General features: G+C 37.8%; 14 protein-coding genes, 1 tRNA gene and 3 pseudogenes. 1 reads left to right on the top strand and 17 read right to left on the bottom strand.

Annotated features, from left to right (window positions below; genetic code table 11):
- Nucleotides 1-163: 163 nt before the first annotated feature.
- The 16 genes and pseudogenes from bgaA to TZ91_RS01860 all read right to left on the bottom strand — a co-directional run.
- A pseudogene (bgaA, locus tag TZ91_RS01940) lies at nucleotides 164-6,700 on the bottom strand (LPXTG-anchored adhesin/beta-galactosidase BgaA); the annotation flags it as partial.
- 14 nt (nucleotides 6,701-6,714) lie between these two features.
- A pseudogene (locus TZ91_RS10820) lies at nucleotides 6,715-6,856 on the bottom strand (YSIRK-type signal peptide-containing protein); the annotation flags it as partial.
- 426 nt (nucleotides 6,857-7,282) lie between these two features.
- Entirely contained in the window at nucleotides 7,283-7,591 is a 309-nt protein-coding gene (locus TZ91_RS01935) for a hypothetical protein (protein ID WP_033686795.1), read from the bottom strand.
- A 190-nt stretch (nucleotides 7,592-7,781) separates the two neighbouring features.
- Nucleotides 7,782-7,853 (bottom strand) — tRNA-Thr (locus tag TZ91_RS01930).
- A 100-nt stretch (nucleotides 7,854-7,953) separates the two neighbouring features.
- The gene (locus tag TZ91_RS01925; protein ID WP_033686797.1) at nucleotides 7,954-8,739 is read right to left on the bottom strand and encodes an ABC transporter permease; all 786 of its coding nucleotides are present in this window, start codon (nucleotides 8,737-8,739) and stop codon (nucleotides 7,954-7,956) included.
- 1 nt (nucleotide 8,740) lies between these two features.
- Entirely contained in the window at nucleotides 8,741-9,559 is an 819-nt protein-coding gene (locus TZ91_RS01920) for an ABC transporter permease (RefSeq protein WP_033686799.1), read from the bottom strand.
- Between the two features lies 1 nt (nucleotide 9,560).
- On the bottom strand, nucleotides 9,561-10,553 hold the full coding sequence (locus tag TZ91_RS01915) for an ABC transporter ATP-binding protein (protein WP_033686800.1): 993 nt from the start codon (nucleotides 10,551-10,553) through the stop codon (nucleotides 9,561-9,563).
- A 406-nt stretch (nucleotides 10,554-10,959) separates the two neighbouring features.
- Entirely contained in the window at nucleotides 10,960-12,846 is a 1,887-nt protein-coding gene (locus TZ91_RS10575) for a DNA recombination protein RecN (RefSeq protein ID WP_235287366.1), read from the bottom strand.
- Nucleotides 12,847-13,320, bottom strand: coding sequence for a hypothetical protein (locus TZ91_RS01895; protein WP_033686801.1), 474 nt, complete (start codon nucleotides 13,318-13,320; stop codon nucleotides 12,847-12,849). It abuts the gene before it with no gap.
- Nucleotides 13,304-14,284: an ABC-three component system protein gene (locus TZ91_RS10520; protein WP_200872817.1), complete on the bottom strand. Its 981-nt coding sequence runs from the start codon at nucleotides 14,282-14,284 to the stop codon at nucleotides 13,304-13,306. Before TZ91_RS10520 ends, TZ91_RS01895 begins: the two co-directional genes overlap by 17 nt.
- Nucleotides 14,285-14,554: 270 nt before the next feature.
- Nucleotides 14,555-15,436 carry a class II fructose-bisphosphate aldolase gene (locus tag TZ91_RS01885; RefSeq protein ID WP_001019001.1) on the bottom strand — a complete coding sequence of 294 codons (882 nt, stop codon included), beginning with the start codon at nucleotides 15,434-15,436 and terminating at the stop codon, nucleotides 14,555-14,557.
- A gap of 146 nt (nucleotides 15,437-15,582) precedes the next feature.
- A complete protein-coding gene (gene vncS, locus TZ91_RS01880) occupies nucleotides 15,583-16,905 on the bottom strand; it encodes a sensor histidine kinase VncS (protein WP_033686802.1) in 1,323 nt (440 codons plus the stop codon).
- Entirely contained in the window at nucleotides 16,902-17,558 is a 657-nt protein-coding gene (vncR, locus tag TZ91_RS01875) for a response regulator transcription factor VncR (RefSeq protein ID WP_033686803.1), read from the bottom strand. The genes vncS and vncR overlap by 4 nt, the downstream gene beginning before the upstream one ends.
- Nucleotides 17,559-17,700: 142 nt before the next feature.
- A complete protein-coding gene (gene vex3 / locus TZ91_RS01870) occupies nucleotides 17,701-19,080 on the bottom strand; it encodes an ABC transporter permease subunit Vex3 (protein WP_000902998.1) in 1,380 nt (459 codons plus the stop codon).
- A 55-nt stretch (nucleotides 19,081-19,135) separates the two neighbouring features.
- Nucleotides 19,136-19,783 (bottom strand): ABC transporter ATP-binding subunit Vex2, encoded by a 648-nt coding sequence (gene vex2 / locus TZ91_RS01865; protein WP_000173751.1) that lies wholly within the window; start codon nucleotides 19,781-19,783, stop codon nucleotides 19,136-19,138.
- 12 nt (nucleotides 19,784-19,795) lie between these two features.
- Nucleotides 19,796-21,073, bottom strand: a complete 1,278-nt coding sequence (locus tag TZ91_RS01860; RefSeq protein WP_033686805.1) for an ABC transporter permease — start codon at nucleotides 21,071-21,073, stop codon at nucleotides 19,796-19,798.
- Between the two features lie 289 nt (nucleotides 21,074-21,362).
- On the opposite strand from TZ91_RS01860, the pseudogene TZ91_RS01855 reads away from it, so the two are divergent.
- Nucleotides 21,363-21,663, top strand: a pseudogene (locus TZ91_RS01855) (transposase); the annotation flags it as partial.
- 80 nt (nucleotides 21,664-21,743) lie between these two features.
- On the opposite strand, the gene TZ91_RS01850 reads toward TZ91_RS01855, so the two are convergent.
- Nucleotides 21,744-24,146 (bottom strand): SIALI-17 repeat-containing surface protein, encoded by a 2,403-nt coding sequence (locus TZ91_RS01850; RefSeq protein WP_045597002.1) that lies wholly within the window; start codon nucleotides 24,144-24,146, stop codon nucleotides 21,744-21,746.
- Nucleotides 24,147-24,165 lie beyond the last annotated feature (19 nt).

Raw genomic sequence — 24,165 nt, 5'->3', positions numbered from 1 at the left:
GTATCACAACGTTCGGAGTAACTGATAGATTATTTTTAAAATCTGAACTGTTACTTATCACACCATTATTTGATGGATTTGGAATGACAATATTTGGATTAGGATTTGCTCCTGGTTTTTGTTCCGTAGGTTGGCTGCTACCATTGTCTTGATGTCCACCCGCCGGTGTCTCAATGTTACTTGATTTCTTCTTAGTACCTACCAACAGAATTCTATTTACAGGTTCTTCCAGAATCTCACGTGATTTTTCCTCATGTTTGCCATCAGTCGTTACTTCTGTATAGATACGTTCCTTACCAACTCTACCTTCTTGCAATAGGCGGACTTCTCCCTCAAACAGAGTATCGTCTTTTTGTTCAAGAGTTTGGAAGTTTAATTCTTTGTCTACCACTTCAAGACTAGGCAAATCATATCGAGCAGGAGCTACAAGTTTTGCGTCTATCACTTTTTCCTTAGTCAATTTAATCCGGTATTCTTTGACATTCTTACCACTCTCTGATACCAGACGGACTAATACAGGAAGATTTTCATTTCCACTATCCACAATTGTAGATGTGACTTGATCTTTCCCTTCTACAGTGATTTTTGGACGTTCCCCTTTATAAATCAATTCATAGTCCAAACGATTTTCAGAGAAGTCAGGAAGCTCTTTACCATCTACTAAAATTCTTCCCTCTGTGCTCTCTTTTGCAAGCTCACTTGGTGCTTGGAAACTTAATTCAGTTAAAGCAACTCCATTTTTATCTGCTTTTCTATCCATGCGCCATCTCATAGCTTTGGTAGTCACAGGTTTAAATGTCACATTGATCTCGTCTCCAGCTTGAATTTCTTTGTCTGCGTAATAAGGAACAAGTTCCCAATTATCAGGGTTATTAAATGGGTGATTTGATTCGTAGCTGTAGTTTGAATAGTAAACCGGAACATCAAAGTCAGGACCGATGTATCGTTCCAATACGAGTTTAGCTGGGGCATCTGTTCCACTATCTGCAAAGAAGTTTAGTTTAGCTTGTGAAACCTTTCTATCCACAATTTTACCATTCTTTTTAAAGATAACACCAACTGATACTTCTGGATTAGCGGATGGATTAGCTGACCAGTTTGTCCAACGGTTGTCTTGATTTCGGTCATTATCATTTAAATAGTCTACACGGTCGTTCGAATTATCATCCAAATCATTAGTAGCTGAAGCAAAAGCCTGACTATGAGTAGCAAGATAATCTGGATTATCAGAAAGAGATCTACCGACCTTGTCCGTTACTCGAACAGATAATTCTACTGGGACTTCACTACCAACTACATGTCCTTTAATTGTATATTCCCCAGCTTTGTTTAAGGTAGAAGCAGGGACTTTTTCCCATTCAACTGCCAAATCTTTTACGTCATAACCGCTCTTACCTGCGAAATAAACTGGAACCTTATTTGGCAACTCCAAAGGTTGACCTAACTGCAACAATTGAGACTGTTTTGCAGCAGCAATTGGTTTACGAGCCAACAAATCTTTATCTTTTGTAAAGTGAAGGTTGTATTCTCCAAGAATATCGCCATTTTCTGCTTTCACAATAACACGGACAGGATCGCCCTCTTTCACACTAGGAACCACTGTAGCAAGTCCATTATTTGTGATACTAGCTGTTACTTCTGGAATTTTTCCATCACTATAGTCTAAATAGTAATCTGTTAAGTCTGGATTAAAGTGAGGAAGATCTTTTCCAGCCACCTTAATGTTAGTAGTTGCCTCTTTAGCTGGTGCTACCTTTTTAGAGAAAACTTGTAATTCTGTAATTGATGTTCCAAGTTTATCATCAGCTCTTGTCATACGAATACGTACCGCGTAGGTATCCACCTTATCAAAACTGAAATGATTCATTTCTCCAGCTTTTAACTGATCTGGAGCCTTAAGATTTGTAACTGGTTTCCAATTTTTACTGTCATTAAATACGTGATTTGCACCCTCTACATAACCAGGATTCTTCGGTGCAGTTGGAGCTTTTTCACCAACATAATACTCAATGACGTAAGATTTTGGAGCACCGACACCACTATCTTCATAAAAGGCCACATTCAAGTTATCGACCGAGCGTTTTGTCAAAATACCTGAATCTCCAAAGAGTACCCCTACTGAAGCTTCTTCAGAACGTTTCCAGTTTGACCAACGATTTGCAGGCTGATCACCGTAAGAAATCACTTTATCATTTACATTAGATACTGGGTCATAAGAATGAGAATCTGATGCAAAGGCAAGTGGTAATTCTGAACCTGTCCATTGATCTGAAATATTATTGCCAATTTCTGTTTGATTGGATACACGAACATGTAATTTCGTTGTCAGCTGTGTTCCTTCCACATGGCCTGTTACAGTAAAGATTCCTTCTTTTGCATACTGGCTTGCATCAATAGTGTCCCAAGCCACCTTAGCTGAAGATACTTGGCCATTTGAATAATAAGTTCGGACACTTTCTGGCAAGGTTGGTGCCTCAGAAATTGGTGTTGTGATGCTCACATCTTCAACTTTTACAATTCCTTCTACTGATACTGTCGCACGCGCTTCTTGATTCAATCCTTCAACCTTACCAAGTACTTCAAAAGTATGATATTGATTTAATTTTTCAGATGGAATCGAATCCCAAACTACCTTATGAACTTTTGGAAATCCTTTATTGTACTCAACTGTTACTGTAGATGGAAGATTTGGTGTTTGGTGCAAATCTGTCACAAGGCTAACTGGGCGAATGGCCTGAACAACTTTATCTTCAGTATTTGCTGCGATCGTTAGAGGAAGTTCTCCTTTTGCACCTTCATATTGAGCTTGTAAAGTGAGACTACCCGGTTTATGCAACTCTAGCATTCCCTTATTAACAGAGACTCCTCCCTCACCTTGGCTTGAGAAAGTCACCTTATCAGTTGGTAAAATAGCTTCAGTTCCATCCTGATAACGGGCTAAAACTGTCACTTTAACAGTTTGATCTTCTTTGAGGCTAGATGCTTGATCCACTCTGAGACTCAAGCTTTCAATTTGTGGAGAATCAACAAGGAACTGAACAGCATAGGTTTGTAACTGTCCCCCATCTTTAGGCTGAATGTAGATACTAGCACGCATTCCATTGGATTCATTTGCCTGAATCACGTTCACATCGGCATTTTCAGCACTAGCACTGACTTCTGGAATTTTTGCACCATAAGAAAGTTTGTGATAATGTACAGGATGCTCTTTTGAAAGTTCCGTAACACTTTCACCACCTACTGCTATAGTTGGTGTAACTTGAGACAATTCCTTACCATCATCAACTATCAAAGTAGCGTGGATGGTTCTATCTCCTAATTGGCTAGTCATCTGAATATGTGCCCCCGGAGTAGATAACTTCTCTTTATCTTCTGGTGAAATTTCCCAATTTTCAACTTCATAATTGTGAATACGACCATCTGTTGAAACAAGTGAAACAAGTTTATCCACAGAACTCAAGTCTGTTCCAGGTGTGATGCGTTTAACAGCTGGAAGTTCATTCGCAACTGTAAGTACTTCAACACGAGCCTCAACTTCACGTCCATCAGACATACCTTTTACAGTTACAATTCCAGCTTGACTGACATCTGCTTGAGACCAGGTTACAGGACGTTTTTCACGACTACCATCACTATATACAAATGGCACTGTCTGAGGCATTTTAAGTTTTTGTCCTAAAACTGTACGTACTTTTGGTATTTCTGTGCCTAAAACAGTCTTTTCTGACTGGTCTGACTTACCTGTAAAAATCGTAACTTGATCTGATTTCAACAATCCCGAATAAGCTGTAAGGGTAAATTTACCTGCTTGATCAGTCGATTTAACAATCGCTACCCCTTTACCATTAAAGGCTCTACGAATCCAAGAACCATCTGCTTGTTCTTTATAACGTTCACGACTAGCTTGCTCACCATTATCCACACCAACCAGTTGACCTTGTCCATGAAGTTGGAAGTGAACTAGATTGTTAGCAGTTGGCACAACATTGCCCTTACTATCTACAATTTCATAATAGATATAAGTCAAATCTTTTCCATCTGCAGCGATAGCGTTCTCTTCCTTAACCAGACGAACACCAGCAGGCTCACCAGCAGTCACTATCTTATCTCGAGCAATTTCCTTACCAGACTCATCTCGAGCAACTGCTTCTAAAGTTCCTGGTTTATAAGCTACTTTCCACTCCAAGTATAGCTCTTGAGGATTTTCACCTTCTTGGTATGTACGACCATCACTGGTTTGTTTTTTGTTAAATTTTTTAAGACCTAGTGACTCATTATTTAAGAACAACTCAACACTAGCAGCATTGGAATAGGCTCTAACCGGGATTCGATTTTCAGCATCTGCAACATTGTCTGCCAATTCAGTCTTTTCCCAGTTCCAGTGAGGAAGTAAATGAACCATTGGTTTTTTCTTAGCAGAAACCCACTGACTTTGGTAGAGATAATAGTCATTTTTTGGAATCCCTGCGGTGTCTACAATACCAAAGTAAGAGCTTTTTACAGGTGTACTATTTTGATTGTGCCATGGAGTTGGTTCTCCAATATAATCCGTACCTGTCCAAATGAATTGTCCAGCATATCCTGGATGATCTCTATCGAAAGTCCATGATGCTGTAGCAGTTTTACCCCAACCAACACGATCATTACCATAATCTGATTGTTCGTAATTACGCCAGTATTGATTACTTCCTACCCACTCACTCTCTGGATGGAAATAACTTCCCCTTGTACGAGTTGCTGAAGACGTTTCTGAACCATAAATCAGCCATTTCGGATGTTTTGCATGAAGAGTTTGATAATTTTCTTCAGAGTAATTCAATCCAACTGCATCCAGTTCATCTGCAATCTTTTCATGATCTCCAGTTCCATCTCCGAACCGGAATTTATCAGCTCCCATGGTTACATAACGTGTATTATCGACAGATTTAATCACTTTCACCAAGCGTTTGACAGTTGCAAGAGAATGGGCTTTCCCATCTGCTTCACCGATTTCATTACCAATAGACCACATAACAACAGCAGGATTGTTTTTATCTCTTTCTACCATTGTTCGAAGATCGTAGTCGGACCATTTTTCACCTTTTCTTGCTTCAGGGTGGGTAGCATCTTTTTCAAAGAAACGACCATAGTCGTATGGTTTCTTACCTCCATACCAAGTATCAAAAGCTTCTTCTTGAACAAGCAAACCGAGCTCAGCTGCAATCTGCAAGGTCTGAGGACTTGCTGGGTTGTGAGTCGTACGAATCGAATTCACTCCCATTTCCTTCATTTGTTTCAGACGACGATATTCTGCCTTATAGTTTTCTTCTGCTCCTAGCGCTCCATGATCATGGTGCAATGAAACACCGTGGAACTTGATGTGTTCACCATTTAAAGAGAACCCTTGGTCTGGAGTCCAGTTATAGTAGCGATAACCAAATAAATCTTTCTTTGCATCTACAAGCTGACCATCTTTGTAAACACGAGTTACCATCTCATATAAAGCAGGTTTGTCAGATGACACTGTCCACAATTTTGGTTTTTCAACCTCTAATGCTGAATCCAAATGAATGGTTTCCTTAGCTTTTAGAGTTTTACTCTCAGTTCGAACAAGTTCTGTAACTGCCTTACCACCTCGTTCAAAAATTTGATACTCTGCTACAATTTCATGGTCTTTATTATCTGTATTAACAATTTTACTGCTTACTTGGGTTTCAACTTTTCCTCCTTGTTGACTTTCTAGTTTTGGAGTTAGAATAGTTGTCCCATTCTTTTCAACATGAATCTTGTCTGTTACCTGCAATGATACGTCTCGATAGATACCACTTCCTGAATACCATCTACTACTTGGTTGCTTATTAACTGCATGAACAGAAATGACATTTTCTCGCCCATCTTTATGGAGATAGTTACTAATGTCATATGAAAATTGATTGTAACCATTTGGATAGTGACCAACTAGTTGGCCATTGACGAATACTTGTGAATCCATGTAAACACCATCAAAGGTTACACGAACATCTTTATTCAAGTCCTTTTCATCTAACTTAAAGGTTTTCCGATACCAGCCATCTCCACCATTCAATTGACCGCCTTCGTTTTGAGCTGGTGAATCATGGTCAAAATCAAAATGAATACTCCAGTCATGAGGAAGATCCATTTTTTTCCATGAAGAAATATCTGCGTCTGGTTTTACAGCTTCCTTTGCATTGGCATTTAGTTTAAAGTGCCAATTCTGGTTGAAGGAAATGTTTCTATCTTCAATTAACTTATCAACTACTTCATTCGTAGCAGATTTGAATTCTTGCTTATCTTTTGAAATAGAACGATCTTGTGATTCTGCTTTATTTGTTTCTTCAGATTTCTTCTTATTCTCAGATTTATTTTTATCTTTAGATTTATCCGTTACCTCAGTCTTATTTGTTTCTTCAAGTTTATTGCTATCCTCAGGCTTGTTCGTTTCTTTTGTTTTGTTTTCGACTTCAGCTTTACCTTCTTCTGAGGGAATTGCTTGATTATTAGCCGCTGAAACTAAAGGTTGCTCTGCTTGAGGTTTAACTGTAGCATCACGACCATCCGCATTTTCCTTTAGAGATACAGTTTCATCTTTAGCAGACTGTTCACTTACTTTTTCAGTCGTAACACCTTCAGCTTTATGTTCACTTGAGAGTCCAGTAGTTTTCAGGTTTTCAGACTGGTGCTCAGTCCTATTTGTTGACACAATTTCTTTAGTATTTTCGTTGGCATATACCGAAGAAGATAGACTAACGCTTGCCCCTAATAATAGAGCACATGTCCCTATAAGCACCGAGCAAGCACCGACTGAAAATTTTCGAATACTATACACTCTTTTTTTGTTCCAATTACCTTTTTGCATGTAACCCTCCTTTTAGTAATCGCTTTCATTTTATATGAGAGCAATCTACTTATTATATTTATCTTATAATACGATTTTATAACCAATAAAAAATTTGTCAATCGAATACAGATAAAAACAATGTTTTGGATTGGTTTTTATAAAAATTGGAGAGTTTTTAAAAAGTATTGAAGTAGAATTTATTATAATAAAAATGATATCCGACTTTCTTTAAAATTTTAAGACGGAATAGTTTTTTATTATCCCAAACAGAAAAAATCTTTCTTAAAGATTTAAACATACAAAAAGAGCAAACGAATATTTCAGTTTTTTCGTGATTTCGTTAACTCTTAATTCTTAGTTTGGTTTATTAATATTAGTTCAATTTATCCTATTCCTAAACGTTAATATCCAGCTTTATCATGTCACATCGCTATTTGAAAAATCTTATTTTCCTTCTTTATCAGGAAAGAGGTAACCAATACCTACACAAGCTAGCACACCTGCTCCAATTACCAAGCCACTTGAAATTGGCAAAAGGTCCAAAATTGCATTTGCGATGATAAAGGCAATAATTAAACACATCAGACTAGCCTTGTAGTCTTTTTTCAAAAGATTCTCTAGAGTGAAAAAGAGGAACAGCCCTACCGGAATCAATGACCAGAGGTTGACATTTAAACTTGGCCATCCAACAGAACCAAAATACACTACTGTCGCTGCTGCTACTAAAAATACAATCCCCAATAATTTTTTCATTTCTTTATCTCCGATTTCTTTTTTATGAACTTGAGTTATCTGATAGTGACGCCTCACGTCCCTTACAAAAATCATTATAGCAGAGGTCAGTTTCAAGAACAAGCTCTTTTGTCTATCTGGTCTCTATCTCGGTCTAAATGGTTCAATAATTAAGAAAAAAAGAAACCCAGTAGAATGAGTTTCTTCTCTTTGCCGATTGCAGGGGTTGAACCTGTGACCTAGGCTTTACGAGTGCCTTGCTCTACCAACTGAGCTAAATCGGTGATTACACTTACAGTATAGCACTCTAAGAATAGGTGTCAAGAAATTTTCATCTCTGTTAAAAAAGCCTGTCCTGAGACAAGGCTTTGATAGTATTCAACTTAAGAACCCGCACTTTCGTAGGCATCTAAACCCCTATCCCAAAGTTTAAGGGAAATGACAAAGAAAACCAGAGAAATCAACATCAAACCTCCGATGTTAAAGATTACATCCTTGTCCTGTAAGAAATAGCTAGCAGGATAGTAGGCCGTAAAGGCAAAAGGTACAATAAAACTGATTAACCAACGAAGAAGCGAATTGTAAATCGAAATCGGATACTTGGCAAAATCATTAAACATATAGAAAATGTAAATCATTGCCCCTGACTGCTTGGTCCAAAAAGCGATGCTGGCTGTCGCGATTTTCAAGGAAGTATAAATCAAGGTCGCAAAAGGAATACAAACTAGGAAAAGCAGGAATTTTGGAAGAGTCCAAGCAATGCTAGATACCGTTGTCGCTAGTAGGATCCCACCAACCAAGAGTTCGCCCAAAGCATCAATCTGAAAGGTCTCAACTAGGATGTGAAAGAGAGGATTGATGGGACGAGTCAGATACTTGTCAAACTCCCCTTTTCGCACCAAACGTTGGCCCAGTGCCCAGAGATTATCAAAAAAGAGATGGTCCAAGCCCTTTGGAATCAAGGAAAAACCATAGATAAAGGCAATTTCTTGGAAGGACCAGCCTTCTAGGGATGGAATGTGTTGAAAGATGACATTGAGAAACAAGAGGTTCAATCCCTGAGTCAGAAAGACTCCTAACACGCCGACGACAAAATCGACCTTGTACTCCATGATTTGCTTGATGTATTGTCTGATAAAAATCAGATGCATGCGTTGATATTTTTTCATACTAACCTCCTTGAATGGTGATAAAGGACTGGACTCGTTTCCAAATCAACTGAGACAAGCCCACCATCACTAAGAGCCAGAAAAACTGCAAAGCGAGCGCCTGAAGAATCTGATTGGCATCGTATTTTCCAACAATGATCATGACCGGAGTATAAATCAAGGATGAAAAAGGCAAGAAGGATAAAATTTCTGAAACAACCTTTGGAAAGAAAGCCAAGGGAATCAAACTTCCAGACATAAAAGCCACTATGGAAGTCTTGAGTAGATTAGAACCCCAAAGATTTTTAAACACAAAGGCTGAAAAACCAAAGCAGATATTAAAGAAAAAGTTGATCAGGTAGGCTAGCGTTAAGCTAAAAAGATAAAGGACAGTTAATCCCAGCACTTCTACCATCCCTTGCCCAGATAAGATTTTCATCAAAAAAATGACACTTAAAAATGGCAGTCCAACAGAGATAAAAATCAACCACTTGGAACCAAGCTCCGTAAAGAGATAAGAGGCTGCAAAATGCACCGGTCTCAACAAGCGCATGATAATGGAACCATCCTTGACCTCCTCTCCAATCATAAAGGAAGAATCGGACCTAGTTAGAAGATTGGTCACAAAACTCATAATGATATAGAGGGTGATATCTGCCATACTAAAGCCCTGAATCAAGGACTCTTGCGAAGAATCAAAGACAGCCTTCCAGAGATAAAAGGCCACAAAAGCACCCATTACATCGCCGATCCGATAAAGAATAAAGTTGACTCGGTAAGTAATCAACTCCTGAACCCCTGCATTGATAAAGGGTTTATAACGTCTCCACAATTTGACCATCTTAGAGCTCCTTTCGGTAGAAGCGACGGATAATATCTTCAATATCCGTATCCACCATCTTCAAATCGCGGATTTCAAAATCAGACAGGGTTTGCTTGATAATGTCAGCTGTCTGGTAGCGTGAACTATCGAATTCAATGTTGAGACTATTCCCTTGTCTATCAATTGTCATATCCGAAAAGCCTTCATAGTGAGAAACTAGATGACTTTGACCTGGTAGCAGTTCAAAGGAGAGAGTCTTCATCTTGCCAAATGTATCCTTAAGCTGGCTAACCGTTCCATCAAAAATCTCCTGCCCCTTATCAATCATAAAAATCCGATCACAGAGTTGCTCAATGTCGCTCAGGTCGTGAGTGGTCAAGAGAATGGTGGTTTCTTCCTCCTGATTGATCTGAGTAATGGCCCGACGAATATTGTCCTTGACCGAGACGTCCAACCCAATGGTCGGCTCATCTAAAAAGAGAACCTTAGGATTGTGAAGCAAGGAAGCTGCAATGTCCGCCCGCATCCGTTGTCCCAGTGAAAGAGTCCGCACGGGGTCCTTGATAAAGTCCTTCAAATCCAAGACTTCATTCAAAAAGTCCATGCGCTTGTGGAAGAGCGAGTCTGGAACATCATAAATCTCCTTCAAGACCGTGTAGGTCTCTTGCAGGGCTAAATCCCACCATAGCTGGGTTCTTTGCCCAAAAACAACCCCAATATCCTTGACATAATCTTGGCGATTGTCCTGGGGAATCTTGCCGTTAATCCGACAAAAACCAGATGTCGGTTTTAAAATCCCTGTCAGCATTTTAATGGTTGTCGACTTCCCAGCACCATTAGCCCCGATAAATCCTAAAATTTGTCCTTTTGGGACCTCAAAGGTCAAATCCTTGACCGCTTCAAAGGTCTGCTTTTCAGGATGAATAAAAGAGCGTAAAGCCCCCTTCAAGCCCGGTTCCTTAACAGTCTTCACAAAATTTTTCTGAAGATGTTCCACTTCTATCATTGCCATATCTATCTCCCTATGGTAAGGAATAGCAACATTGTATTTTTGACTACAAATATTCTAAATCCTTACTTTCTACACCTTCTCAATATTATTACAGAAGTCTTTACACCAATCTATTATAGTCCAATAAAAACTAGAATGCAAGCGTTTGCTTAAAGTTTATGAAATTGAAATTTTTCTCTTAAAATGGTATTTTTATACTCAATGAAAATCAAAGAGCAAACTAGGAAGCTAGCCGTAGGTTGCTCAAAGCACAGCTTTGAGGTTGCAGATAAAACTGACGTGGTTTGAAGAGATTTTCGAAGAGTATTAATCAAAAATTCTGGCTTAATAGTCTCCTGAAAACACCAAAAAACCCACCCAATGGGTAGGTTAGATATTTGACTGAAAATTAACAATTTGAAATCTATTAAACACGACCATAATCATCAATCAACCCATCATGACCATCAGAAGAAAATTCTTTAACAATATAATCTAGTGAAAAATCTGATGGATAACCATTATTTACAACAATTAACTGAAAATCATTTTTACATTCTTTTCCAAGCTGAAGAAAATAATTAATTATAGATTCATATATTTTTTCATCTCTAAACTCTGTACTTGTCGAGGAAGCCCCTAAGTTTTTCCTAGGAGTATCAATCATCAACAATCCTAAATGGTTACCAGTTTGCACTTTTGAACAAATCATTATTGATAGGTAATATGCCATTGTTATCAGAGTCACAGCTCCTAAACTACCTAAATCACTGTATTTACGGCCCCTCACATAAGGTAAATAACTCTTTGTATCAATATAGGCTTCATATAGATTTGGAAACTCAAAAGATGATAATATAGTTGAAAATGTTTCAGACAGTTGTTTCAACTTGTCCTCTTTGGCATCCTTATATTTTTGGCGTTCAATTTGTTCTTCTATCCCTTCAACTTCTATCCTCTTTTCAGAAAGCAACATTTCCAACTTTGTAAGTTCCTCAATAAATTTCAGGCTCTCATTTAGAGATTTCTTTTCTTCATATAATTGACCGCTTTTAATTGATAGCAAACTAATTTCTGTAGCCAAGGGATTTATATATTGTCTGGTTAAACTATCTAACTTCTCTTCATCAGAATTAATATTATCCTGTAGTTTGTTTATTTCTATGCCTACTCTAATATTTTTTTCCTTTTCTGAATCAATATAAGTGTGAAGCTCCTTTTTCTTTTTTGTAAGTTTTTTTCGCTCCTTTTTCAAATCGTTGATTTCAATTACAATATCATCCATATTCTGATGACACAATAAGCAACTCGCTTCTTCGTGAAGTGAAATCGGTCGTAAGCAATTTGGACAATACAAGTATTCATATTTATTAATAGCTTTGATACCTGCTATCTGTTCATTAATTTTTTCAATATCAGAAAAATATTGATTCTCTAGTAACTGTAATTTTTGTATATACTGTTCTTGATCTGAAAATTTATTTCTTAGATTACTTAACTTTTCTTTTTGAACACTAATAAATACTACCAATTCATTGACATCATTTCCCACTTCTGTTTTCAGAATATCCGATTTATATTTTTCTATTTTAGAATTAATCTCCTCTAGTTTAGAATCAATGTCAACAGATTTAGCTTGCACTGTTTCATAGTCCTCTATCTCTGCAGTTTTTAGAAATTCTTTTACAGCACCATATCTAATCTCTTTTACCTTTAAGTTCTCTTTTTCAATTTTAAGACTCTGTTGCAGATCAGCTAGTAAACTATCATAGATATCTAAAATAATCTCAAATGTTGCTTTTTCTTTTCCATTATGCACCCAGTTCTGCTCATTAAGAATATTTTCATTATCAATTTTTGTCTGTTTTAGATATGAAAATTTAAATAAATCTCTAAAACTAAAATCATCTCCTCTAATGGTTAAATTAGTTAGATTAAGTTTCGATAACAAAAAGTATGATAATGATTTTTCATTTGAAGGAGCATCAATTTCCAAGACACGCGCTTGTGCAAATTTTTCTTTGACACTATCGTAAGTCTGTAAAAGAACAGGTTCTTTAAAAGCTGACAATGGTCTTTTAATCTTATATAGATTCTCTGATATATAAAATTCCAATTCCACATCCGTACAACTTTCTCCAATTTCTATATACGATTTATGATTCTTTTTCCCAAAAGCATAATCTATTAATTCTAAAATTGCAGTTTTTCCCGTTGAAGTTGGTCCCGAAATATAATTTAATCCTTTATGAAAATGAACCTCATAATTTTTTCTCACACCTATTAATCTAAGTGTCTTTAACAATAGTTTCATTTAATTACCTCGTATACAATCTAATTTACTCTGTATCATGATCTGTCCAGCTGATACTGTTTTATTTAATACTTTAGAAACTATAAAATCACAAGACTGTAGTATCTTGCTCCAATCTATCCCTTCTTCACTAAATAGTTCAATAACAAATTTCTCTCCTTTATCTGTAATGAAATATCTGTTATTCAAAGAGTTCAATGTAATAATATTTCTAGCTAATAAATCTGCAAGAACTGCATTATACAGTTTATAATTAGGTTTCCAATGAAAATAAGAGTACTTTACATCAAATCTTCCAAGCTCTATTTCATCAGATATTAATTCTGGAAATTTAAGAAAAAAATCACTAATAATCAATTTTTCTTGAGTTGTATCTTTTTTGTGCTCTTTTCCTAAAATATTCAACAGTATCGCAACCCTATTTCGGGTCAAACAATATTCTTGGAAACTTATATTCTCAATTATCTCCAACATCATTTCCCTCCATATATTTTTCCAACACTGCTATAAAATTATCAACCCAACCTAATTCCTTATCATCAGCAAGCTGATGTAAGATACCCTTTTTAGCTAATAAATTAAAACCACTTATCGGGCTCCCTAAAGTGCTAGAATCTAAATCTTCGATTCTAAGATAAGTTTGATTTATTAAACAATTACCATCGTTAGGTTGCTTGTATAGACGATATTGGGTCTTCCAAATAGAATGTATCTTCTTTCTTAAATTATCATATTGTTTTTTCCCATTGATGTCATCTTTGCTTAAAGACTCATGTCTAGCAATTTCTGCATTATAAAAATCAACTTTGAAATCGTCAACTTCGTCTATTTGTGCACTCTTCAACATTGATATAAATATAGTATCATTGTACATTTCTGAGATTTCTTCTATCTCATCTTCTCCATATAATATTTCTTCGTAAACCCTTTTATTACTGGCTTCAATAGACATTTTAATCTGTTCTAAATCATTTCTGATATCATCATCAAATGTTGATTTATAACTGCTACATTTCTTAAATTCTTTTAGTAAAAAAGCTCCATCACACAACTCTATCTTTATTTTATGTTCAGCCTTCATTTTACTTTTCCATCTTGACCACCATAATAGCTCATTTATATTTAGGCCTATTGGTACACATAAATACCAAGAAGAAATATTGGGATGCTTGGTAATCACTTTTCTAAACGATTCTCTAATTTGTTGTTTCTGTGAATCTCCAATCCCATCAATAAAAAATTTACACTGATAAATTGATGGTCTGTTATCTAAGTCACCAACTAGAACATCGATGCCATCATCTCCTTGTGATACCACAACCTCCTTCGCTGAAGGTCCAAATTCTTCTTGAAATACCTCAACACATATCTTTTCAAATTTTTCTCTTGCTCCTGGTAATGTATATTTAGCGACTAAATATTTAAAATCATATTCCATCAAATCACTCCTTAAATAATTAATCCTCAAATTAGAAATAATCAAACATAAAAAGTAGTACTATTATTTTATTCACTTCATAAATCTATATTATAACCTCAATATTTATTTGTCAATAAAAATATCATATTATCCATAACAAATGTTATATTCTAAATTTCTCTAAAATCAATAATTAGTAAATAATATTTACATAATCTCCAATTTAAATCATTGGAACACCAAAAAACCTGCCCAATGGGCAGGTTTCATCTGTATTATTCAGCTAGATTAAGCTTTACCTTCTGAACCGAATACGTCGATACGTTCTTCAACTGATGCTTGGATAGCTTTTACACCGTCAGCCAAGAATTTACGTGGGTCGAAGAGTTTTTTCTTGTCGTATTCTGCTTCGTTTGCTTCGTAGTCACGAGCAAATTTACGAGTTGCGTTAGCGAATGCGATTTGGCATTCAGTATTAACGTTAACTTTCGCAACACCAAGTTTGATAGCTGCTTGGATTTGCTCATCAGGAATACCTGATCCACCGTGCAATACGATTGGGAATCCAGGAAGAGCTTCTGTCAATTTTTGCAAGTGGTCAAGGTCAAGACCTTCCCAGTTTGCTGGGTAAGGACCGTGGATGTTACCGATACCAGCTGCCAAGAAATCGATACCAGTTTCAACCATTGCTTTAGCGTCTTCGATTGGAGCCAATTCACCTTTACCGATGATTCCGTCTTCTTCACCACCGATAGTACCAACTTCAGCTTCTACTGAGATACCTTTAGCGTGTGCTTTTTCAACAACTTCTTTAGCCAACTTAAGGTTTTCTTCAACTGGAAGGTGTGAACCATCAAACATGATTGAAGTGTAACCAACTTCGATACACTCAAGTGCATCTTCGTAGTGACCGTGGTCAAGGTGGATAGCTACTGGTACAGTGATACCCATTGATTCAACAAGGTTAGCGATCAAGTTGCGAGCAACTTTGTAACCACCCATGTATTTAGCAGCACCCATTGAAGTTTGGATCAAAACTGGAGCTTTTTTAGCTTCTGCTGCGCGCAAGATAGCTTGAGTCCACTCAAGGTTGTTTGTGTTAAATCCACCAACTGCATAACCGTTGTCACGAGCTGCTTGGACAAATTTTTCTGCTGAAACGATTGCCATTTTATCAGGCCTCCTGTATATTTTTATGGGTCATCCCATTTACATTGTTCATTTTATCACTTTTTGACAAAAAAATCTAGTTTTTCCCGCAGTTTCGATTGAATTTCTTCTAGCTTCATCTATGTAAACCCTTTCTCTCCCTAGTCTTAGGCGATTCTTGGAAAAGCTATGAAGAAGGTCAAACGATTCTCCTTCATCTCAAAACGATAAGGTAATTTTTCATGTTCCAATAGACTCTTGACCACAAAGAGCCCCATCCCAGAACCCTTGGCCTTGCGACTAGCATTATCAGAAAAAGACTGAGCCAGTTTTTCTTGTTCTTCAGGACTACAGCTATTCTCGATAAAAAGTTCCCCTTCTCTCTCTCCAATATGAACCAAACCACCTGGAACAGAGTGCTTGATAGCATTGCTGATAAGGTTAGAAAGAATCAACTTCATAACTGATGGGTTTAGATAAGCCTGCTGATGGGTTAAACTATCGTCTATCTGGAGTTCTCTTTCTTTGGCTAGTAAGGCATAATCCTTGACCAGACTTTGCGTCATCTGGTGTAAGTCAATTTGTTCCCTATCATCTCGCAATTCCTGCACAGACGAGAGAGAAAGTATCTGGAGAACGTGGTGATTGAGCTCATCCACAATTCCTAAGGCAACTCCTAGATAGCGGTCTCTATCCTTATAGCGACCGACATTTTCTTTCATGTTTTCGATCAGGATTTTCAAACTAGCTAGCGGTGTTTTCAATTCATGAGAAGCCCCTCGTAGGAATTCGACCTTCATCTTCTCAAGCTGGAGAATGGCTTCATTCTTGTCATGCAAGTCCGCAATGACAGTCAAAAGATGCTGATAGAGGCTATTGATTTGTTCCTTGAGATCACCGATCTCATCCTTCGAATCCACGCGCAATCGCACTTGGGCATCCAAATCCATCATCCGTCGGGTCACCCGCTTGATTTCCAAAATCGGGGCAACAATGGTCCGAGCATAGATGTAAGCCACCAAGAGGGAAATCAGAAAGGATGCCAACAAGGTATAGGGAAGAAACTGGAGACTGATCTGCTCTGCTTCCTTTTGCAAATCCATAGAAGCTAGAAATTGCAGGGTCATGGTACCACCGTCTTGCGTTGTCACCTCACGCTCTTCGATAAAGAGGGAGGTAGTCTGGCGGTCTGTGTCCAGAGGAAGACTGTCCTTGACTTCTAACTTGTCCTCGGTCATCTCGCCCTTGACGGCCCCCTTGATATCACTAGTATGGGAATACAAGTCTAACACTTGCTCGATACTCTGCCTATCTTTCCCTTCTAGGGACTGGGCAATGGCTGTCGCTTTCTGGCCAATGGTTTCCTGACGGTGGCTCAGATAAGTCGAGGGAAAGAGAAAATAAATGGCTAAATGAAGGCAGATAACCAGAACACTAAATATCGAGAAGGTGTAGATAAATATCTTTGTAAATAAACCTGTTCGTTTCATTTTCGCTCCAATTTATAACCAACATTGCGCACAGTGAGGATGCAGTCCAGGTCTAGCTTTTTCCGCAGTTCCTTGATATAAACATCAATGACTCGGTCAAAGGGAACCTCATCTGTCGCCTTCCAGACGGCATCGATTATCTGAGACCGAGTCAAGGCCCGTCCTTCATTTTTCACCAGATAGTCCAGAATTTCCAACTCTTTAGCATTAACAGCTACTTCCTCACCTGCTAGGTTGGCACTGTAGCTTTCAAAGTCCACCTTGGTATCCTTATAGGAGAAGATTCGTCCCGTATCATAATAGCGCTTGAAAATCGCGTCCACCCTTACTTTTAAGAGGGATAGAGAAAAAGGTTTTTCCAGATAGCCATCTGCCAGAGAGGAAAAGGCACTCATCTTGTATTCCTCATCCTGAAAGGCGGTCAGCATCAAGACAGGGACTTGGCTGGTTTTACGAATCTCCGCTAGGACTTCTAGCCCATTGAGCTTGGGCATCTGGATATCCAGTAAAACCAAGGCTACTTCATAGCTAGAAAATTGCTCTAAGGCTTCCTGACCGTCCGCCGCCTCAATAGTTTCATAGCCACAATCTGTCAAATAGTCACTGATCCCCTCACGGATCATCTCTTCATCTTCTACAATTAAAATTTTCATAGAAAAAACGTTTCACATTCCTTTAAATTTCTTATAAATCATCTCAAGTTCATCCCGACAGAAAGAGGCCTTATCAAGATAAAATAGATAAAAATGCTACCTATATTATACCCCATTTAGGGGAGAATAGGTAGCAAGTTTGTTATTCACTATCCAGCAAGAGCTCTTTTGGTTGTTTTCTTAGGAGATTGCTTGAAGCAAGCGCCATAACGAGAACCACTAGAACCAAGGCAAGGACAAAGACGATGATAAAATCTGATGTCTGAATAGAAATATCTAGGCTCGACAAGGTCTTGCTAAAGCCATCTACCTCTGCACCACCACCAAGGTTAGAGGCTTGAGCAGCCTTGCTGGCTTGCTTGGCAACACCTGAAGTGACATTGGCAAGAACAGTATTTCCGATTGCACGCGCTGTGTAAGTAGCTAAGAAGTAAGCAGAAACAAGAGCAGGGATGGCAATCAAGATGGATTCAGTGATGAATTGACCCAAGATACTTGCCTGCTTGAGACCGATAGAGAGGAGGATTCCCACCTCCTTGCGACGGGCGTTAATCCAAAGGCTGAGCAAGAGGGCAAGGAGAAGAACTGAGAAACTCAAGCTACCCCAGAAGAGGAGATTAGCCATCTTGTACATACCAGAAATGGATTGCTCAAGAGCTGGGTAGTTAGATGAGCTCTTAACGAGTGTATAGCTCTTCCAGTTGATGCCACTGATACCATTCAACTCTTTCATAACATCATCCAAGTTCTTGTCCGCTGTTACAAAGAAGGTTGCGTCCCCATAAATAGCTGTGTCTTCTGTGTAACCATAAAGTTTTGCAGCAGTGTGAATGTCTGTGATAGCTGTATTTTCATAGAGTTCTTGTGAGTAGGTTACTGCTGACTTATTATGACCATCAAAGAGTCCCTTGATTGTCACTTCGACTGTTTCCTTGGCACCTTTTTCATTGTCTGCATCATAGACATTAGAGTCCAATTTGACCTTGTCCCCTACTTTCCAGCCGTGTTTGGCTGCCAAGTCCTTGTGCAGGAGGATCTTGTCCTTGTCGTCGTTTGTTAAGTGCTCACCTTCGACCAGCTTATAAGAACCAGAGACAAACTTGTCTTCTTTAGAGGAGTCATTGACACCTGTAATCATCAAGCTACTTCCAAAATGTTTGGCACGGTCAGGTGTCAGATTTTTCTTGGTTTCTGGCGTTTCGATGAGTTCATAGCCAGTCAAATCTCCGATAGCGTTGATGCGTTTCACATAAGACTCAATGGCCTTGTTTTCGGTGATTTTTTTGATATCTTCACCCTTGATATTCCCAGCACCACGTGGCGTTCCTTGATTGACGCGACGATTGATTTGCATGGAGAAGCTGTTGGTGATATTTTTAAAGGTCTCCTGAGAAGCCTTGGCAGTAGCTCCCTTGATCGACAAGCCAACCAAACTCAAGCTCGCCATGAGGAGAATAATCAGGAAGATGACAATCGATTTGAAAAACTTCCTTGTAACATAAGCAAATGCGTTGTGTAACATAGATTCCCTTTCTAGATTTTGTTCTATTTTATAGTTCTAACAGAAAAAGCTCATATTATTTCGTCGTATTGCGAGTTTCAGTCAGTTTCTTATCCTTCAACTCAAGTGTAATATCTGACGCTTGTGCCACTTCTTTGCTGTGAGTTACGACGATGACACATTTACCTGTTTTCTGGGCAAGTGATTTGAGCAGTTCGACAATATCTCCAGCAGTTTTAGGGTCCAGATTTCCCGTTGGTTCATCAGCAAGAATGACTGGAGCTTCTGAGACCAAACTGCGAGCAATGGCAACACGTTGCTGTTGACCCCCTGATAACTGGAGAACATTCCGCTTGATCTGACTTTCATCCAAACCAAGCTCAAGAAGTGTATCCTTACTTGCCTTTTTGTTGACCAAGCGGATATTTTCCAGTGGAGAAAGATAATCTATCAAGTTATAATTTTGAAAGACCAGGGAAATATGGTGCATACGATGGTAGGAATAGCCCTTCTTACGAATATCCTCTCCTTGGAAAAGGATAGAACCTTCAACAGGACTATCTAGACCAGCCAGTAGGGACAAGAGAGTGGATTTTCCTGCTCCTGACTCCCCAATAATACTGTAAAATTTCCCGGGTTCAAAATTATAATTGATCTGATATAGGACTGCTTCAGCAGTGTTCTTATAACGGTAGGTAACATCTTGTAATTGTAATAAAGTCATGATTTCTCCTTCTTAACTAATAGATGATAAAATTTCTTTCGGTGATTTTCTAAATAAGAATAGGAAACAAAGAGCTACAGATAAGCAACTAAGCAGAACTAGAAAAACATAGGATTCTGCAAAAGATAGGATGTTGGTTGATAGACTGCTTGCTTTGGCTAGCGTGTCTTGTAAGACTGCCTGATCTCCACTTGCTAGTAGGGTTTGGAGTAGGTAAGTTGTGATTGCGTTGCCTGCAGCAAATGCTGGAAGCAAAGCACCAATAGATACCAAAACTACCTCTAAACAGAATTGTAGGAAGATCGAGCTCTTTCCTTTTCCAAGTGCCAGTAAAATTCCCACTTCGTAGATCCTTTCTCTCAACCAGAGAGACAAGACCAAAATCAAGGCTCCAGCTCCAGCTATCAACATCCCATAAAGGAAGATGGTCAGAAAGGTTTGGAAAGTAGCAACTGAGTCTTTGATTTGTTCAAAAGCCTTGTTTTCCTTTTCGACTTGATAGCCTTGATTTTCCAAAGACAAGTTTTCCACCTGCTTCATGAGTTCGTCCATTTCTTTAGGATTTTCTACATAGAAGCGAGCTGCACTGACTAGAGATTCACCATTTCCTAAAAGACTTTGGCTACTTTCATAGTCTGTAAAGACTTGGTTTTCACTGAAGTCAGAAGACAAGCCTGTGAATTTCTCTTGCTTTTTACCAGAAAAGATGCCGACGATTTCAAACTCGACAGTTTGTCCTTTACCAGCCTCTGACTGACCAGCTTCTAAGGCAATCTTGTCATGAAGGGAAAGACTATTCTTCTTAGCCAACTCTTCGTGGATGATGATTTTCTTGGAATCCCCTTTTTGAAGGTGTCGCCCTTCTTTTAAATTGAAAGCCGAACTGGTAAAGGTCACATCCTTGGATGAATCCTCAAGAGCCGTTAAGCTAACCAAGTTCTTGTCCGCCACTGACAAATCATCACGCTCCACGCTCTGCTCGCCACTCACTGCTTCCTTGTCTTTTAGTTTTGCGACCGTCTCGAGTTCAGGAGAAACATTTTCCAGTCCCTTAATCTTGCTTACAGATGCTAGGTCTGACAACTTGAATGTCTGACCATTTTCTATCTTCTTAATAGAAAAAGAGGTATTGAGTGATTTGTAAAGATTGGTTTCAACTGTTTTGTTGGACTTCATCAGAGTCAAACAGGCTGAAATTCCAGCCAATAGGACCAATAAAATCAGAAATAAAATAAAACTTCTCAGTCGTTTTCTGCTGACATAAGCCCAAGCTCTTTGGATCGGATTCATTTGTCACCTCCATATTTGTAAGACTATTATAAAATCCAAATATGAAATGTTTATGAAATACAAAAAAACTTTTTGATTTATTTTTTGAAAAAATAAAGAAAGCTAACAACTGCTAATTTTCCTCATATTAGAACACATTTCACCAATCAAAAAGCGACACTATTCTATAAATGATAGTTCTTGATGTCAATACCTTCCGATATCCAAAACGCCTCCTCTAGTCTTCTTTAGAAAAACAAAGGCTCTATAATATTTGTAGTGGGTAAATCCCCTATGGATATTATGGAGCCTGCTTTTTCACTTTCAGAATAAAGAGCCTGACAAATTTTCGGACTCATTGAGGACAATCTAAAGCAGGTTCATCCTCTTTTTCAGACTGGATTTAAAACTTTCCTCAAGGATAAAGAGAAAATTGTCAACGCTCTTCAGTTACCTTATTCCAACGCAAAATTGAAAGCGACTGATAATCTCATCAAACTTATCAAACTGAATGCATTTGATTTTCGGAACTTTAAAAACTTCAAAAAAAGATTTTCATCGCTCTGAATATCAAAAAAGAAAGGACGAAATTCGTCCTTTCTAGATCTTAGCTTTTCTCAACCCACTAAAGTTGACAAAGAGCCAAAAAGACACTTACATCCTAAAGAGAATGGTAAATGTCTTTTACTTTTTAAAGCCTAGTTTTCTTAAGTTTAGAAATTCCCAATACAGCAGACAATCCAATCAACCCTAACCAAGTTAATGAAGAGCTATCTTTAGTTCCTGTATTTGGTAGCATAGCTTTTTCCTCTTGAGGTGCTACTACTTCTTGTTTTGGTTCTAAGCGAGGAGTTTCAGCAACTGGCTTCAACTCTTCCTTCACTCTTGATTCTTCCACTTTAGAGAAGTCGGCAGGAATAATAGTGACGTCTTCTTTCGGTTTTGGCTTAGGTTTTGGTTTTTCAACCGGTCTTGGATCAGACATCTCTTCCATTGGAATAACTGGGATATCCAACTCAGGAACCTCTAAAACTGGCGGTTTAATTGGGTTCACGCCACCGTTAAATTCAGGAATTTCTACTACAGGAGGGGCAAGTGGAACAACTCCACCTGTAAATTCCGGAGTTTCAACATAATAATGGTTAACTGTAGCTGTTCCTTCAGCAACAACCTTATAAGCTCGAACTACTGAAAGAACTTCTTTAGGAGTGTAGGTGATTGAAGAAGTTGTTTCAGTTCTTTCAGCGTTTGCTTCTTTTGTAGAAGAATCACTTAACACGATAGATTTTTTATCTTTGGAAATAGTTACTTTTCCATTTGTCCAGTAATTATCAACTTCAATGTCATCATCATAAACTATAGTCTCAGTGACTTTTTCACCAGCAGATCCCCCAAAATATCTTTGATAACTAAAATTTAAATTACCTGTAAGTAGTAAAGGGTTGCTAGAATCATAAGTTAACTCCCCTTCATAACTTACATTAGCTTCGGGATCTAAAGTTTTATCATGAATGGAACCTTCTAATTTTGAAGACAAACCGTTCAAAACATTTCTAGTGTTTTTAATCTTATCTCTTAATTCGTCTAACTTGCTTTTATCTTGATGATAAAAGACTAGTTCCTTATTTACTAAGCCAAATTTAATACCATTATTCCTTACAAAATTAGCAGTTTCTTCGATATAAGTACTTACCTTGCCAGCCTCTTTTCTTAAATTTCTTCGATAATCATTACTTCCAAAAGTAGATTTCTCAAACATATTTGCAATGTCTAAATAAAGCGAATTAATATCTCTTAAATGGTCAGATAAGGTTGATTTTTCAGGAGCTAAATGTGTTTCACTATCAACAGGATGAACATTAAAAGTCTGACTAATCTTATTTACATTACGAAGAGGGATCGTTTTAATTTTAATTTTATCGTTTGTGTCAAATTTCAAAAAAGCGCCATCTTCAAGCAATTCTTCAGTATCGTCTCCAGTTCCTAACTCATAATCACTTGAAGAATCTTTAAATTTAGTTCCAGATGAAATTATTCCATCAGATGAAACTGTTCCAATCGCATAATTGATGATAGTTCCATCAGATAACAAACGTTCACCTTTTACGGTCGCATATCCTGTAGCGGGAGGAATCGGTTCTGTTTCAATTCTATTAATTTCAATCTTTTTAATGTGTTTTTTAGCATTTGACCCTACTGCGTAAGTATCTTTATCAAGAACAAGAATTGAATCGCCACTTTTAAGAGTTACATTTTCTTTTGTAAAATCTTTTGCAGTAGACAAACCATTCTTCCATGTTGCTACAGCTACGTCCTGGTTTGCAACACTGTCAGCAACCACATATTTACCGTATTGGCCATCTGCAGTTTCTTCAACAATATAAACCTTACCAGTCAGCTTAGTGTAATCAACTTCCCCAGCTTTATTTTGCAATCCCTCTGGAGATACAGCAGCTTCAATATTATTGAACTTAGTCTTATCATAATTAAAGCTATTAGTTCCTTCTAGCTCTGAACGAACATATTCATAAGTTTTACCGTTTGCTTTAATTTGTTTTTCTTTGCCTGTTGCATCTGATAAAGAACTACCTGTTTTTTCTACAACAGATTCACGATAGTTCTTACCGTCCGTATCGTAAGCAAGTCCTTTTTTATCATAAGGAGTCGTTACAGTCCCAGAACCAAGCTGAACCTTTTCTGATTTCAAAACAGATCCATCAGAATCTAACTTGTAATTTACAGTAGCTTCTGCTTTTAAGTTTAATACGTCTGCACCATCAGACTCTCCAACGCTTTTATTTGCTTTTGTTGGTTCAGCAACATCTTTATCTAATATTGCATCTACTTTTACGACATTAGAGGGGTTCTCATCATCTCTAAATGTAGCTGATGATGCAGACGAAACCTTCGCTGTGTCACTAACCAAAGTTGCTGAGCTGTTATTGCTAGATACAACGTCAGCCTGAACAGCATTTGCTCCAACAGACAAACCAATCCCTACAGCTAAAACAGTCGCACCAATTAATTTAGAATCAGTACGTCCGTTCTTATACTTACGAAAAGAAAATTTTTCTTTTTGCTCTTTTTTAAACATAATGAAACCAGTCCTTAAA

Origin of the sequence: Streptococcus mitis (assembly GCF_000960025.1) — a bacterium.
GTDB classification, from domain to species: domain Bacteria; phylum Bacillota; class Bacilli; order Lactobacillales; family Streptococcaceae; genus Streptococcus; species Streptococcus mitis_DH.
Note: the sequence above shows the minus strand (reverse complement) of the source record. Positions and strands in the feature narration are given on the sequence as shown.